Below are 15,041 nucleotides of genomic sequence, written 5' to 3' on the forward strand. Positions count from 1 at the left end.
CGGTATAAAGTAAATATATACTTTATACCGGCATTTCGTCAGAATTTAAAATAATATTATTATATTAAATTCACTATTTAAGAATAGCTTAATCTAAATAATAATATTATTGAGAAATACCTAATTTTGTTTTTTGCTCAGGAGTAGTATTGTCCATAACCCACTTTTGAACATCGGCACTTAACACATTATACTGATCGGAAGTTAAGCTATCAACCCAACTTTTTTGATCTGCAGTATTCATTTGCATGATCGCATCTGTAGTAACAGATTCCGGTGCAGGCATTTTTGCCATGTCAGCAAAAGCCGATGTTGAAAAAGCTAGAACTAATAGAACCTTTAATAAATTTTTCATTTTTGATAAACCTTTTTGTTTTTGTATAAATGATTATAACTTAAGTATAAGAGCTTTCAAGTTAAATTACATAACAATTTAATTTTTTTATCGAAAATGAATTGTTATTGCAACAAATATGTTACTCATTTTTTGTTGTTGTCAGTTGTTCACGACAAATTAGGCGGTAAATTTCTGAATTTAATAGTAAATCATCGTGAGAGCCTTCGGCAACTAATTGCCCTTTATCTATTACTAAAATATTATCGGCGTGTTCAATGCCGCTAATACGGTGGGCAATCGATAATATAATTTTTCCTTTCATTAATTGTTTTATTGAACTTAATAATTTTTGTTCGCTCATCGTATCTAAAGCACTCATTGCTTCATCGAGAAGTAAAATTTGCGGGTTGTGAAGTAAAGCGCGCGCAAGTGCTATTCTTTGCTTCTGCCCGCCTGACAATCTTATACCTTTTTCGCCGATTTTCGTGTTAATCCCGTCATGAATTTTGGCGGCAAATTCCGTTATTCTCGTTATTTCCGTAACTTTTGCTATTTCTTCGTCGGTAGCATCAGGTTTTGCAAAAATAATATTCGATCTAATAGTACCTGAAAAAATACTAGCTTCTTGCGGGACGTAAGCAATTAAATTCCTAACCGCGCTAGAGTTTATAAATGCTATATCTTGATCTGCGATAGTAATTAAACCGCTACTGGGGAAATAAAATTTTAATAATAGCTGCATTAAAGTAGTTTTGCCGCAGCCTGACCTGCCGGCTATACCGATAAATTTACCCTTGGATATTTTAAAAGAAATATTATTGATAATTTTTAAATTCGGTCTTGAAGGATAAGCAAAATTTATGTTTTTAAACTCTAGGGTAATCTCTCCTTCCTTCTTGCCTTCGACATTAACATCCGGATACCCGCCTTCGCGGCTATGACATAGAGCGGTTTTATCGTATGAATCCGTAAGAGTTAATACCCTTTCAAGAGCCGTGAGCGGTAAATGCATTTCACTTAAAAGTTCAAAAATTCCGCCGCTACTTATTCCGGCAATAATGGCATAATAAATAAATGAAACCATAGAGCCGGCAGATAAATTGCCGGCGACTATGTCCATGCTGCCGATCCAAATAACTAAAGTGATAGAAGTAAGTATCACCGCTATTGAGACGGCAAAAAATAATGCACGGATTTTTAAACGGCTAGCGGAATGTTTTAAATAGAGAACTACTTGCTTATCGAAATCGAAAATTTTATTTGTTTGTTGATTAAAAGCATGGATAGCGCGGATATTAGTAAAGCTTTCTTCTATATTAGAGACTATTTCCGCTTGAGCATTTAAAGCCTTTTTTGATAGAGCTTTTACATGTTTACCGAATTTAATTAACGGGATTAACAATAAAGGAATAGTAATAATTACTATCCCTGTAAGCTTGTAGCTTTCAAAAAACATTAAGGCGATACCGCCGATTAACATCACAAAATTACGAATGAAAAAAGACAGGAAATTAACGATAAGTTTGGCTATTAAATCTATATCACCGGTAAGCCGCGAAATAATCTCACCGATTTTTAATTCTTCAAATCCGGCAATTTCATAATTAATTAAGTTGTTATAAGACTCTTTTCTAATTTGAGTAACTACTTTTTCGGCAACATTATTAATATAATAAGAGCGAAAAAAACTACTGATACTTAAGATAACAATCAATAGGCAAATAAATAATATGGATTTATTAATTGATGTTTGATAATTTTCGGTTAAGCCGTTATCAACTAATTCCCTAAAAACACCGCCCATTAATAATAATGAAATTGATACGGATAATAAAGACGCCGTAACAATAATAAGGTCTTTTTTATAAAACCCTAAATATTTAATCAGTCTATATAGAAGTTTGATATCCATGGCATCATTGGTTTAGACAAAAGGAATGGGAAATGTAGCTTATACTGTTCAGTTAGTCTGAAAAGTATAGGTTTATGTCATTCCCGCGTAGGCGTAGCGTTGTTGCATGGCTCGATAAAAGCAGCAGTATGTCATTCTAGCTAAAGGCGGGAATCCAGAAAAAACACTTAAAATAAATAAAATTATATAAAAATTTACTATATAATTCGCTTAAATACTTTCTGGATTCTTGTTTTTAGCTAGAATGACATCGAAAATTTGAGCCATGCAACAACGCGTATAAATGGGGCGAATGACGGGACTCGAACCCGCGACCCTCAGAATCACAATCTGATGCTCTAACCAGCTGAGCTACATCCGCCGTAAGTGGTATTACTGCCGTAGATATCGAAGCGTCATTGCGAAGCCACGAAGTGGCTACGGCAATCCGGCTAAATATAGTCATCCTGAATTTATTTCAGTATCTATTAAAAAAGATGCTGAAACAAGTTCAGCATGACAAAGATTAGATTGCCGCGTCGGTACTTACATACCTCCGCGCAATGACGGGGTTTTTGCAACGATTTTGATCCACGCGGGCATTGCCTCCTCGTAATGACGTTTTAATTATCCACGCACGCAATGCCACCGTAATTATAACAACGTAAACTTAGATTATTTGGAAGATTTAGTCAAGAGCAATATAAGAATGACTAATAAAAATTATATTTTTTATTTCATGATTTTTTTACTTGCGCTATAATTTATTTTGAAAAAAACATAATAATATTTTAAGAATGAAAAAAGCGGTAATTTTAGTAAGCGGCGGCGTAGATTCATCGACTGTACTTGCGATGGTGAAAAAAATGAATTACGAAATTCACGCTATAAGTTTTAATTATCATCAACGTAACAAAGTTGAACTACAAAAAATAAAGGAATTAGTCAAAAACTATGATGTAAAGCAACATAAAATTATTGAGATTGACCTTCGAGCCTTTGGCGGTTCTGCTCTGACCGATGATCAAATAGACGTTCCTCATTATCATGATACTAATGAACTTCCAAGTGAGATACCCGTTACTTACGTACCGGCTCGTAACACTATATTTTTAAGTTTTGCTCTTGGGTTTGCCGAAATAATAGGATCAACGGATATTTTTATTGGAGTTCACGCAAGCGATTCCGCTAATTATCCGGATTGCCGTCCGGAATATATAAAATCTTTTGAGGCAATGGCAAATTTAGCTACTGCCGCAGGGGTGCAGGGGCAGCGCATTCAAATTCACGCGCCGCTACTTCAGATGACGAAAGAAGAAATTATTAAAACCGGTAGAGAGCTTGGAGTAGATTATTCTAAAACAATATCATGTTACGATCCAACAGAAGAAGGATTATCGTGTGGAACATGTCATTCTTGTTTTATTAGGTTAGATGCCTTTAAAAAAAATAATATACAAGACCCTATCAAATATATATGACAGTTAGAGAATATTTACAGGGACCGTTTCCTATTTTAGACTTAAATGACGTAGTTTTAAGAGAGTTAACCGATGAGGATGCGGAAGACTATTTTAATTATATGAAAAAGCCGGAAATGGCGTTATATTTAACGGATAATAATAGACCGTCTAGCCTTGAAGAAGCGCTTAGCGAAGTTCATTATTGGGCTAGTTTATATAAAAACCGGAGAAGCTTTTATTGGGGAATAGCCCTTAAAGATAATAATAAGCTTATCGGTACTGCCGGCTTTAATATGATAACGATCGCACATCTGCGAGCAGAAATAAGCTATGATCTTGATGTTGATTTTTGGGGGCAGGGGATAATGTTAAAATCTATAAAGAATATTTTAAAATTTGCCGATTATATGGGGTTAATTAGAGTACAAGCAACGGTGATAACCGATAATCATCGTTCTATTAATCTTTTAGAGAGATGCGGTTTTGTTAAAGAAGGCATCTTAAAAAAATATGAAATTGTTGCAGGACAACATAAGGATTATTACATGTACGCAAGGGTTTTATAAATTATTAATTAAAATAAAAAGAGAAGATTTAATGGTAACGGAAACTAATAAAAAAGAATTAATTTGTTCTTTCTGCAGTAAAAAACAACATGAAGTAAAAAAATTAATAGCAGGACCGGCGGTTTTCATTTGTAATGAATGCCTTGATCTTTGTACGGAAATTATGAAGGAAGAAACTAAAGTTGCGCTTAAGCAAATTACTTCTTCGATTCCCGCACCGCAAAAAATTTGTGCAATATTAAATGATTATGTCATTGGGCAAGATCAAGCTAAAAAAGTTTTAGCGGTAGCGGTTTATAATCATTATAAAAGGCTTGAATATCTTGAATCAGGCAATAACGACGTTGAGCTTACTAAATCAAACATCTTGCTAATCGGTCCTACCGGTTCGGGAAAAACATTACTTGCTCAAACGCTTGCTAAAATTCTTGATGTACCTTTTACAATGGCGGACGCTACTTCTTTAACCGAAGCAGGTTACGTCGGAGAAGATGTTGAAAACATATTATTGCGGTTATTACAATCCGCCGAGTTTAATATAGCCAAAGCTCAAAAAGGCATAGTCTATATTGATGAGGTCGATAAAATAGCCCGCAAATCGGAAAATCTCTCTATTACAAGAGACGTATCGGGCGAAGGAGTACAACAAGCTTTGCTTAAAATTATGGAAGGAACTGTTGCTTCCGTGCCGCCTCAGGGAGGAAGAAAACACCCGCAACAAGATTTTGTTCAGCTAGATACTTCTAACATTTTGTTTATTTGCGGCGGGGCCTTTATGGGCATAGATAATATTATAACGGCAAGGACAAGCCAAAGCTCTATGGGATTTGCTGCCAATGTTAATATGAATAAAGAGAAAAATAGCGGTGAATTATTAAAATTACTTGAGATTGAGGATTTAACTAAATTCGGTTTAATACCTGAATTTATCGGTAGATTGCCGGTAGTAACTACTTTGGACGATCTTGATAAACAAGCATTAGTTACAATCTTAACTCAGCCTAAAAATGCTATAATAAAACAATATAAAAAACTATTTGAATTAGACGAGACCGAGCTTAATATTGATTTAGATGCTTTAGAGGCGATTGCCGAAAAAGCTCTAGCTAAGAAAACAGGCGCTAGGGGTCTTCGCTCAATCCTTGAGAATCTGTTACTAGATAGTATGTATAAAGTTGCAGAACTAAAAAAAATGCAGGTTCATATTACAAAGGATGTAGTAAACGGTCTAGCGCAGCCGGCAATTACTTCTAATAATGTGGTTAAGCCTACTAAAAAACAACGGATGGTAGAGGATATACCGGCGTAAGATCGGCAGTTGTCATTCCGTGGCGGCGTTGGCGTTGTTGCACGGCTCGAAATCCTGATAAAAAAACCCGTCATTGCGAGGAGGTGCGTTAGCATCGACACGGCAATTAATCCTTAGAGTAAGAATATATAAAATGTTTAGTTTTTTTAAAAATTCAAAAATAAAACAATTATCTACGGGGTATAAAGAAGAAACTTTAAAATACACAAAAAATGTTAATGAGTTTAGAAATGAAGGAATGAAGACGCTATGGCAAGAACCGGTAAAAACAGAAGCACCAATTGATACTCGAGAAAAATATGTAGAAGAAGTATACAAAATAATTTTAGAATTTAACAAAAACAATAAGGTAAAACAGTTAAGAGAGCTATTTCCTCCACAAACTGAAATCTTTTATTCATTTACGGAAAATAAAGATACGGTAGGCAATATTCATAAAATTGTTGCTATAAGTGATGATATATTTTTAGTAGCTGTAGATGAGCCTAGACTTTTAAGTGAAGATAACCGGATATATTATCAAAGAAATTGTTACGTATATAAAAATAAAAAATTTCATGAATTAAAGAATGTTTTAGATTTTGGAGTATGTCCTCAGAAAAAAATAATTTCTTACATAAAAGAAGACGGTATCTATTTAACAAATTATCACAATGATAAAGAAATAACCTATAAACCTTGGGCAAAAGAAAAAGTTTATTTTCCTGATGGCTCTATTGCAGTAAATGATTGTGATTTATCAAATATATTTGGAGATTTATATGTTCCTTTTTCTGACGGTAAAAAAATTCTAATGGGCGGATATAGCTTTGGCTTAATATTATTAGAACTAGAGACAAATAGAAGAACTTTAATTTTTCCCGATAAACAATATTATGACGAATATATTAAAGATAACCCTAAGAAAAAAGGAAAACCACTAAAAAATATTTTAGAGTTATGGGAGTTTCCTATGTTTCATTTTTCTCTTTCACATAATAATCAATATATAGCTTTAGGTTTTCAAAGTTCTTTCCATAACCTTTATGACATAAATGGAAATCTAATAGGTTCTGCTTTACCTATTTCATCTTACCCACATTATGCTATTTTTTCACAAGATGATAAACAGATAGCTTTTAATTCTTGTCATTTTTATAACGGTGGTACAATAGCAGTACAACTTCAAGAAATACAAAATAATGGCAACCTTGAAAAACAAGAAGATTATGAAGATTATATTGAATTAGATACTGAAAGCCGTGTCTATGCAGCTGTTTCTACATCTTATGGATATATAATCGGTGATGCTCAAGGGTATATACGTGCCAGAAGCTATAATGGCGATCATTTATGGGATGATTATTTAGGTTTTAATATCCAAACTATGGATATTACATCAGATGAGAAATTTCTATATGTTGGGACATATAAGGGTATTGTATATAAAATTCGTTTAAACTCCGGAACAATTGATCCTTATAAAATTGGTAATTCTACTAATTACGAAGAAAAAAGATGGATGTTCTGGGAAGAGAATAACATTTTAGAGTGGTAATAGTATTTATTGACTTTCTAAACAAAAAATAGCGGAAAATGCTGTGAAAATTATTATTTTCTAGATTGCCGCGCTTCGCACAAATGCTCGCAATGGTGATTCCGGTAGCCATGCAACAACGCCGGAGGCATTGCGTGGATGGTTAAAATCGCTTAAACCTTGTCATACCGTGGCTTGACCACGGTATCCAGAAAAAATTAAAAAGCTTAACTGGATGCCGTGGTCAAGCCCACTACTGTACGAACGTTTAAATAAAGAGGTAAAAATTCTGTCATTCCGTGGCTACGACCACGGAATCCAGCTTATAATATCATAAAAAGATTCTAAAATAAGTCTAATATGGCTTTATTTTCCTGGATGCCGTGATCAAGTCACGGCATGACACAGCCTTTTTTCAACGTTCGTACAGTAGTGGGTCAAGCCACGGCATGACACCGCGGTACTTTTAAAGAATACCCAAAATATAGCAATTTTTGATCCACGCAATAATGCATTGCGGTAATAAATTTATCTAATTTAATACATCATTATCGCCGTTAAAACAATTAAAGCTCCCACTAATCCGACTATATTGGCTATTATGATAGGAGTGTTTTTTAATAAAATACCGTATAATAGCCAACTGCTAAGAGCAACGGCACTAATCGTAAAAGCCGGTAGCGAGACCGAACTTGCAGATTTACAGGTAAATATTTTATATGCCTGTACGTAAAACATGAAATTACCTATTATTCCCATAACAGTCATATATTTTTCGTAAAAATTCATAAATTTTGGTGACATTATTTTTATATCCTATTTAATGTTAATTGTGTGGATCGATAAAAAACGCTGCGGATGTCATTCCCGCGCGGCATTATTGCGTGGAGGTCTTGGATCGTTAAACGTATGAGCTAGGGAGATGTAGGCGTTGTTGCATGGCTCGAATTTTTGCAAAGCGTTTGTCATGCCACGGTATGACACCGTACTTATAATAACCGTATTAATACGGTAAATTATGAGCCATGTAACAATGCCTGTGCCTCATCGTAATGATGTTATTACTTCGTCCTGTGAAAACTCGCCACTATCGGTATATGATCAGAAGGCTTTACTTTAGCCCTTAAACTATAATCCATATAACAATTGTCTAAATAGTCAACCGCACCGTTAGAGCCAAGTAGCATGTCAATACGCATACCTCTATTTTGCTCAAAGCATCCGGCTCTATAATCCCACCAGGAAAATTCTTGAGTATTAGGGTTTCCGAATCTATATAAATCTTCAAACCCTAAATTTAAGATTGTTCGGAATTTTTTTTGTTCTTGTAGAGTAAAGCAAGTAGTGTCGGTAAGTATACTCGGAGAATATACATCAATATCAAACGGTGCAATATTAAAGTCTCCGCCTATGATGATTTGTTCTTCAAAAGATTTTTGCAAGGATAAATATTTGATAAAGCTATCATAAAATTTTAGTTTTGCTTCAAATTTATCGCTACCGACTAGCGAGCCGTTAGGAGCGTATAATGAAATTACTTTGCAAAAACCAATGGGAGTGGATACGTTAATTTCCAAAAATCTTGATTGATCAGAGCAATAATTATCAGGAAAATCCTTTATTACTTCGTCCGCGGGAAATTTAGATAAAATAGCAACGCCGTTATATGATTTTTGTCCGTGAACATAAAAGTTATACGGTAGATCAGATAGTTCGTTAAACGGAAAATTATCGGTTTCGCATTTTATTTCTTGTAATAATAAAATATCAGGATTTACTTCGGTTAAAAAATTACGTAAATGCTCAAGTCTTATTTTTATGGAGTTAATATTCCAAGCGGCTATTTTCATTTTTGCTCTGTAGTGTAATTATTGAAACCCATTCTTGCGGGAAGATATTGCTGCTTTTATCGAGCCATGCAACAACGCTCCGCCTGCACGGGAAGGTGTTGTTGCGTGGATCATAATTATCGTATTATGGTTATTACAAGTACGATGTCATACCGTGGTCAAGCCCACTACTGTACGAACGTTTAAATAAAGAGGTAAAAATTCTGTCATTCCGTGGCTACGACCACTTCAGTCCAGCTTATAATATCATAAAAAGATTCTAAAATAAGTCTAATATGGCTTTATTTTCCTGGATGCCGTGATCAAGTCACGGCATGACACAGCCTTTTTTCAACGTTCGTACACTAGTGGGTCAAGCCACGGTATAACTCTTCAAGTTACACTTACATATACTTCATTTTTTATAGCTCTCTTCATTTCTGCCCTGCCGTATTTTCTTCCGTTATTTTGTCATTACGAAATCTCCATTCCGGGAAACTGAAATAATAAACTAAAAGATGAGTAAAAAATGCTCCGGCAATTACCGCCATCATAGAATATTCTATTGTATTATAATCAGGGTTTGAGCCGTATATATCAAGTAATACGCTAAAACATACCCCCCATAATATTGATATTTCAATAGTTAGACCTTTCGGGACTCCTTTGGTAAATTGTCCTCCGCTGATAAAATCTCGGAATATTACGCCGCTATTGGCAGTTATACAGGCGAAAAACGGTCCCCAAAATCCAAGCGGTTCAATTTTTTGTATAATAATCATGACAATGCCGATAACTACAAAACTTGCTTGCCCAAATGCATCACAAATAGCAAGAATATTAATAAATACTTGATCTAAAAAACTATCTTCATAAACTTGTTTATTGTAAGAGCTAAATAGTTTAATAGCGGTAAAACTGATTAATACGGATATAAAGACATAGTAAAAATAAAAGGGAGTAAAATCAAAATTTAAATGTCCCGTATCATGATTTACTATTAAATCAAGTATAATACAGCTGCTAATAGACGGTAATATTGCAAATAAAAAAGTACCGAATAAAGTAGTATTATTCTTAGCGCCTATTATAATACCCGAAACTGCAAAAGCTAAACTTCCGATCATAACGATAATATGACACCATCTAGAGTCGATAGATTTAGGTAATAAAATATGATACAGGTAAGTTTTTGTAATTTTCTTATATTCATTGCTAGTAATAAATGCGTCTATTGCATAATTAAATTTTTGTACTACATTTAAAGATACGGTTTTTTTACTAAACATTAAATGTATCGGTGTTTTTATATTTAAAGGAACTTCCGTTATTTTTTGCTCAACTTTCGCATTCAAAATATTTACGGCGCCGACTATTCTATCGCTAACAAACCCGTCAATTTCTTTTGTCATAAGTCCGTTAACTAATTCCATATCATTTTGATATACAGTAATTATATCGCTATTTTTTTCACTTTGTAGAAAATCGGTAAATTCCGGAAGACCGTATACGTTACCTTTAATCACGCCAAGATGAAGATTAAATAAACGTATTTGCGCCATAAACTGATTAATGTTTTGAAAATTTAGTTTTTTTGCGAGTGGATCGATAATAAATAGTGAAAGTTCTTCTGACCTGTAAGGCTTTGAGAAATAAGCATATTCACTTCTTTCTATAGTATAAGTAGCTCCGCTTGCCATATCTAATGTGCCTTGTTCGATATCTAATTGGTTTTGAAACCAATTATTTTCTTCCTTAACTATACTAATTTCCGCTTTTTTAGCAAAAGCATTAATTAATTCAATATCCATGCCGGCGACGTTAATATTGCCGTTCGGAGTAGTAGTAATATATTGATAAGGGATATTTGTGTACCAACCGTTTATTAAAGTTTTCTTATCCGGTACATGGTTACATTCTATAGTCGATGGATTTGCGATAGAAGGTTGACTTTGTAAAGGTTGACCGGGTACGGCTTCACTTAAAGCATAGAAATTTTTTAAAATAATCAATATAAACACAAAGAGTTTAAAAATTTTTATTCTCATATATCAATCTCTGTATAATTTAAATTATAGTTAATTGTTTCCACCTGCGGGCCTTGTTGCCTGGCTCGAATTTTCGATGTCATTCTAGCTAAAGGCGGGAATCTAGAAAGTTAATAGGAGCAAATTAAATAGTAATTTATTATATAATTTTGCTTATTTTAAGTATTTTCCGGATTCCCGCCTTTAGCTAGAATGACATCGAGAGCGTTTTTAACCATCCATGCAACAACACCGGTCAAGCCACGGTATGACATTTTGTGTCTCTAATCACTTTAATTTCGCCGTCAAAAAAATTAATACTAAATTTTTCTTTAGTTTCTGCCACAGCTTTTGAAGATAAAAATTTACCGTTTTCACTTTTAATGATAGTAAAGCCGCGTTTAAGTACATTATTATAATCTAAGCTTGTTAGAAGTGAACTATTTAACGTTAGTTTATATTCAAAATTTTTCAAACTATTATCGATTGATTTTATCATATAACCGGTTTGATGTGTCAATTCTAATAATTTATAAGTAATTATTTTAACGGGATTAATCCTATCTTTTGTAAAAGATTCAAGTTTTATTTGTTTTTTATTAATCAAATAAGGTAAGGAATCTATTAAATTAAAACCTACTTCATCAAGTAGTTGTTGTTTATTATTAATATAATTTACAAAATATCTATGTATTTTGTTATAGTTAGAAATATGTTGTTGTTGATATTTAATTAATTGATTAATACGGCTTAGTAAAACATGCAAGTGAGATTGTAACGTATAATTTAAAATAGAAAGTACCGGTACGGCAAATTCGGCTGCCGCAGTCGGGGTAGGCGCTCTTTTATCGGCTGCTAGGTCAATTAAAGTATAATCTACCTCATGACCGACTGCTGAAATAATAGGAATTTCTGAGTTAAAAGTAGCTCGTACTAATATCTCATCGTTAAAAGACCAAAGATCTTCTATTGAGCCGCCGCCTCGAGCAACAATTATTACGTCCGGTTTATTTACTTCTTCTAAATTATTAAATCCTTCTATAGCCTCGGCAATTTCATTGCCGGCATTTTCCCCTTGTACACTAACGGGCCATATTATTATGCGGGACGGGAAACGGTCGGTAATTCGGTGAATGATATCTTTTATAACCGCGCCGGTTATTGACGTAACGACACCGATTTTAGTCGGTAAGAAAGGCAATTTTTTTCTTACCTTATTAAATAAACCTTCTTTCTCTAATCGTGCTTTACGTTCATTTAAAATTTGCATCATGGCGCCAAGACCCGCCGGCTCAAGGTTATCTACCGATAATTGATAGCGTGAATTACCTGAATAGCCGGATAGTTTGCCGCTGATGACTACTTCCATTCCATCCGTCAACGGAAATTTAATTTTAGCAAGAGTGGGACGCCAACAAGTGCAAGCTAAAATAGCCGTATTTTCTTTTAAATTAAAGTAACCGTGACCTGAACTAGCTATTTTAAGACCGGAAATTTCCCCTTTTACTCTAACATAACCGAAATTACTTTCTAATAATTCTTTAATTTTATTAGAAATCTCACTAACGGAAAACTCTTTAGCCGATTGATTATCGATAAAATTATCTAGCATGGTAATATTACTTAAAATGGTACATTGTTACGTGGATTGAAATTAACGCAAAACCCCGTCATTGCGAGCTGGCATTGTGATATGGATCAGAAATTGCTATATTTCGGATATTTTTTAAAAGTACCGCGGTGTCAAGCCACGGTATGACACCATACTTGTAATAACCATAATACGGTAAATTACGAGCCATGCAACAACGCCTCAACAGTGCAGGAATGACAAGCATTTATTTTAGAATACTAGTCTATACCTAACAAGAGCAAGTAAATTTTTATAATCTTTTATAATTACTTTGATATATTTAATATAGCTTGCTATTATTTTCCACTATTAATTATATCTTGAGTAATATTAAATGCGTCTTGTATGCAGCTTATTAATTATCATTATCATATTTCCGGTTATAGGTTTTTCGAGTGCGATTAGACAGGCTAAGGGCGTTAAAATAGATAATGTAGCTGCCGATTTTATTGAATATAATGAAAGTGAAAAGTTAATATACGCTAAAGGTAATATTAGCATCACTCTGAATAATTATTTGTTAACGGCGGATAATTTACTTTACGATATAGAAAATGATATTTTGTGGGCAGAAGGAAATGTTAAAGTCAAAGACGAAAAAAATAAAATTATTATAGGTGAAAAAGTAGTTTTAAAGGATAAATTTAAAACCGGAGTGATTTCGGATTTTATTTTATTTTTCGGTGATAATACTCTTTTACTATCAAAGCTCGCTGAAAGGATTGATGAAAACAAAGCTCGCCTTTATTATAGTAAATTTACGCCCTGTGAAATTACTTGCAATAAAAACCCTATTTGGCAGATTTCTGCCAAAGATACCTATGTTGATTTTGATGCAAATAGGATAACTTACAGGAATATGTTTTTTGAGGTATACGGCGTACCGATTATATATTTACCGTATTTTGCACATCCTACTCCTTCGGCTCCGGCCAGTTCCGGTATATTAATTCCTAGTATAAAAAATGAAGGTTTAGGTATACCTCTATATTATCGAGCAAAGCCTAATATGGATTTTACTTTAACTCCTAGAATTTTCCAAAAATATCAAATTTTTGAACTTGAGGGGCGTTATCGTTTTAATAGTACGGATTCTATAATTTTTGAAGGTAATTACGGTAACTTACCGTATTTTTTAGAAAAAAACAGTCAAAAAATAAAAAATGAAAAAGTTAACGGCTATCATTATGTAACAAGCGGTAATTTTATTAATAAAGAATATGCTTACGGATTTAAATTAGAGCGCACTTCTGATAAAGCATATTTAAAGAACTATTATGATAATTATAGTTCTTATTTAACTTCTAAAGTATTTTTAAATAAAATTCACGATGCTAATTATTTAGTGGTCGAAGCTATAGACCTTCAAGGACTCGGTGCTAATGATAGTAGTGCTACCGATCCTTTAATTCTTCCTAAAATTATTACAAAAAACGTTATTAACTTAAACGATAATGAGACTAGCTATTTTGTTATCGAAAATAATACTTTACTATACAAGGAAAGAATAGGCAAACAGCTTGCTAGGACTTCGTTGCAATTATCTTTTGTCCATAATTTATTAACCCCTTCCGGACAGATTTTTAGTTTTGCTCTGAAAGATAGAGAGGATTTTTATTTTATTCGACATGAGTATCTAAATAAAATTAGAGATCAAAAAACTCTGGCTAGAAACATACCGGAATTTCAAACCGTCTGGCGTTATCCGTTAGCGGGAGTTATTGCTAATAATATTACTTTACTTACCGAACCCATAGCCTCTTTTACGGTGGGGCGAAAATTGCAACGCCGAGATAATCAATTTATTATCATTGATCCTAATAAATATGAATTGTCGGAGAAGAATATATTCTATTCAAATCGTTATAGCGGGATTGATTGTCATGAATTCGGTAATAGATTGAATTATGGACTTAATACTACTATATCTAAATATGAAAATTATTTAGGTTTATTTTTAGGGCAGTCGAAAAATACTAAATATAGTATTGATCAATCCGTTCATAATACCGAAAATGTCGGGAAAATTTCAGCAAGATTTTTAGAGCAATTTGAATTATTTTATAGTTTTAGGAAAGACGAGAATCTGAAACCTATTCGCGATGAAATAGGCAGTAATTTTCAAAATAATAAAATTAATATTGCCGGCAGCTTTATTCAGCTTACAAATCTTAAAAAATATTATAGTATAGAAAATAGAGAACTCTCTAATAATAGAGTAAGGCAATTTTACGGCGATTTAGGGTATCGGTTAACGGAAAATTGGTTAGTCGGTTTCGGCGGACGCGTCGATATATCGACAAAAAAACCGCAATTACTTTCAAGAACTATTAAAGTGACATATTTTAAAGATTGTGTTAGAATTGCTGCAAAAATTTCTTCCGATTATATGGTGGATGCAAGTCGTGGGATAAAAAAAACTACTTCCTCTTGGAGTGTTTCTATCGGTTTAAAAATATTAAATATGTGA

The 15,041-nt window shown here is 33.4% G+C and carries 14 protein-coding genes and 1 tRNA gene; 7 read left to right on the forward strand and 8 right to left on the reverse strand.

Going from position 1 to position 15,041, the window contains the following annotated elements; translation table 11 throughout:
- Positions 1-106: 106 nt before the first annotated feature.
- The 3 genes from AAGD64_RS01665 to AAGD64_RS01675 all read right to left on the reverse strand — a co-directional run bounded on the left by AAGD64_RS01665 (position 107) and on the right by AAGD64_RS01675 (position 2,610).
- Positions 107-355: a DUF2673 domain-containing protein gene (locus AAGD64_RS01665; protein ID WP_253308061.1), complete on the reverse strand. Its 249-nt coding sequence runs from the start codon at positions 353-355 to the stop codon at positions 107-109.
- A gap of 121 nt (positions 356-476) precedes the next feature.
- Positions 477-2,249, reverse strand: coding sequence for an ABC transporter ATP-binding protein (locus tag AAGD64_RS01670; protein WP_341793624.1), 1,773 nt, complete (start codon positions 2,247-2,249; stop codon positions 477-479).
- A 284-nt stretch (positions 2,250-2,533) separates the two neighbouring features.
- A tRNA-His gene (locus AAGD64_RS01675) sits at positions 2,534-2,610 on the reverse strand.
- A gap of 415 nt (positions 2,611-3,025) precedes the next feature.
- On the opposite strand from AAGD64_RS01675, the gene queC reads away from it, so the two are divergent.
- From queC to AAGD64_RS01695, 4 genes are all read left to right on the forward strand, one after another.
- A complete protein-coding gene (gene queC / locus AAGD64_RS01680; protein ID WP_253308059.1) occupies positions 3,026-3,709 on the forward strand; it encodes a 7-cyano-7-deazaguanine synthase QueC in 684 nt (227 codons plus the stop codon).
- The gene (locus AAGD64_RS01685) at positions 3,706-4,257 is read left to right on the forward strand and encodes a GNAT family N-acetyltransferase (RefSeq protein ID WP_253308058.1); all 552 of its coding nucleotides are present in this window, start codon (positions 3,706-3,708) and stop codon (positions 4,255-4,257) included. Before queC ends, AAGD64_RS01685 begins: the two co-directional genes overlap by 4 nt.
- A gap of 31 nt (positions 4,258-4,288) precedes the next feature.
- Positions 4,289-5,566: an ATP-dependent Clp protease ATP-binding subunit ClpX gene (gene clpX / locus AAGD64_RS01690; RefSeq protein WP_253310067.1), complete on the forward strand. Its 1,278-nt coding sequence runs from the start codon at positions 4,289-4,291 to the stop codon at positions 5,564-5,566.
- A 133-nt stretch (positions 5,567-5,699) separates the two neighbouring features.
- A complete protein-coding gene (locus AAGD64_RS01695) occupies positions 5,700-7,103 on the forward strand; it encodes a hypothetical protein (RefSeq protein ID WP_341793625.1) in 1,404 nt (467 codons plus the stop codon).
- A gap of 516 nt (positions 7,104-7,619) precedes the next feature.
- Here the strand turns inward: AAGD64_RS01695 and AAGD64_RS01700 are convergent.
- Positions 7,620-7,886, reverse strand: coding sequence for a SemiSWEET family sugar transporter (locus tag AAGD64_RS01700; protein ID WP_253310066.1), 267 nt, complete (start codon positions 7,884-7,886; stop codon positions 7,620-7,622).
- Positions 7,887-8,143: 257 nt separating this feature from the next.
- Entirely contained in the window at positions 8,144-8,932 is a 789-nt protein-coding gene (gene xth, locus AAGD64_RS01705; protein ID WP_253308056.1) for an exodeoxyribonuclease III, read from the reverse strand.
- A gap of 21 nt (positions 8,933-8,953) precedes the next feature.
- Here xth and AAGD64_RS01710 point away from each other — a divergent pair, with 21 nt between their 5' ends.
- Both AAGD64_RS01710 and AAGD64_RS01715 read left to right on the forward strand, forming a co-directional pair.
- The gene (locus AAGD64_RS01710) at positions 8,954-9,118 is read left to right on the forward strand and encodes a hypothetical protein (protein WP_341793626.1); all 165 of its coding nucleotides are present in this window, start codon (positions 8,954-8,956) and stop codon (positions 9,116-9,118) included.
- 112 nt (positions 9,119-9,230) lie between these two features.
- On the forward strand, positions 9,231-9,413 hold the full coding sequence (locus AAGD64_RS01715; RefSeq protein WP_341793627.1) for a hypothetical protein: 183 nt from the start codon (positions 9,231-9,233) through the stop codon (positions 9,411-9,413).
- Here the strand turns inward: AAGD64_RS01715 and AAGD64_RS01720 are convergent.
- From AAGD64_RS01720 to AAGD64_RS01730, 3 genes are all read right to left on the reverse strand, one after another.
- Positions 9,346-10,932, reverse strand: coding sequence for a transporter substrate-binding domain-containing protein (locus AAGD64_RS01720; protein WP_341793628.1), 1,587 nt, complete (start codon positions 10,930-10,932; stop codon positions 9,346-9,348). The genes AAGD64_RS01715 and AAGD64_RS01720 overlap by 68 nt on opposite strands.
- Positions 10,933-11,194: 262 nt before the next feature.
- Positions 11,195-12,550 carry an exodeoxyribonuclease VII large subunit gene (gene xseA / locus AAGD64_RS01725; protein ID WP_341793629.1) on the reverse strand — a complete coding sequence of 452 codons (1,356 nt, stop codon included), beginning with the start codon at positions 12,548-12,550 and terminating at the stop codon, positions 11,195-11,197.
- 58 nt (positions 12,551-12,608) lie between these two features.
- Entirely contained in the window at positions 12,609-12,740 is a 132-nt protein-coding gene (locus tag AAGD64_RS01730; RefSeq protein ID WP_341793630.1) for a hypothetical protein, read from the reverse strand.
- A 165-nt stretch (positions 12,741-12,905) separates the two neighbouring features.
- Between AAGD64_RS01730 and AAGD64_RS01735 the strand changes: the two genes are divergently transcribed.
- Entirely contained in the window at positions 12,906-15,041 is a 2,136-nt protein-coding gene (locus AAGD64_RS01735; RefSeq protein WP_341793631.1) for an LPS-assembly protein LptD, read from the forward strand.

It is taken from the genome of Rickettsia endosymbiont of Ceutorhynchus obstrictus (genome assembly GCF_964026565.1).
GTDB lineage: Bacteria > Pseudomonadota > Alphaproteobacteria > Rickettsiales > Rickettsiaceae > Rickettsia.

Excerpts from the sequence above, each read along its gene's own strand:
- AAGD64_RS01665 (WP_253308061.1), bottom strand. The coding sequence starts at position 355 with ATGAAAAATTTATTAAAGGTTCTATTAGTTCTAGCTTTTTCAACATCG.
- AAGD64_RS01670 (WP_341793624.1), bottom strand. The coding sequence starts at position 2,249 with ATGGATATCAAACTTCTATATAGACTGATTAAATATTTAGGGTTTTAT.
- queC (WP_253308059.1), top strand. The coding sequence starts at position 3,026 with ATGAAAAAAGCGGTAATTTTAGTAAGCGGCGGCGTAGATTCATCGACT.
- AAGD64_RS01685 (WP_253308058.1), top strand. The coding sequence starts at position 3,706 with ATGACAGTTAGAGAATATTTACAGGGACCGTTTCCTATTTTAGACTTA.
- clpX (WP_253310067.1), top strand. The coding sequence starts at position 4,289 with ATGGTAACGGAAACTAATAAAAAAGAATTAATTTGTTCTTTCTGCAGT.
- AAGD64_RS01695 (WP_341793625.1), top strand. The coding sequence starts at position 5,700 with ATGTTTAGTTTTTTTAAAAATTCAAAAATAAAACAATTATCTACGGGG.
- AAGD64_RS01700 (WP_253310066.1), bottom strand. The coding sequence starts at position 7,886 with ATGTCACCAAAATTTATGAATTTTTACGAAAAATATATGACTGTTATG.
- xth (WP_253308056.1), bottom strand. The coding sequence starts at position 8,932 with ATGAAAATAGCCGCTTGGAATATTAACTCCATAAAAATAAGACTTGAG.
- xseA (WP_341793629.1), bottom strand. The coding sequence starts at position 12,550 with ATGCTAGATAATTTTATCGATAATCAATCGGCTAAAGAGTTTTCCGTT.
- AAGD64_RS01730 (WP_341793630.1), bottom strand. The coding sequence starts at position 12,740 with ATGGCTCGTAATTTACCGTATTATGGTTATTACAAGTATGGTGTCATA.
- AAGD64_RS01735 (WP_341793631.1), top strand. The coding sequence starts at position 12,906 with ATGCGTCTTGTATGCAGCTTATTAATTATCATTATCATATTTCCGGTT.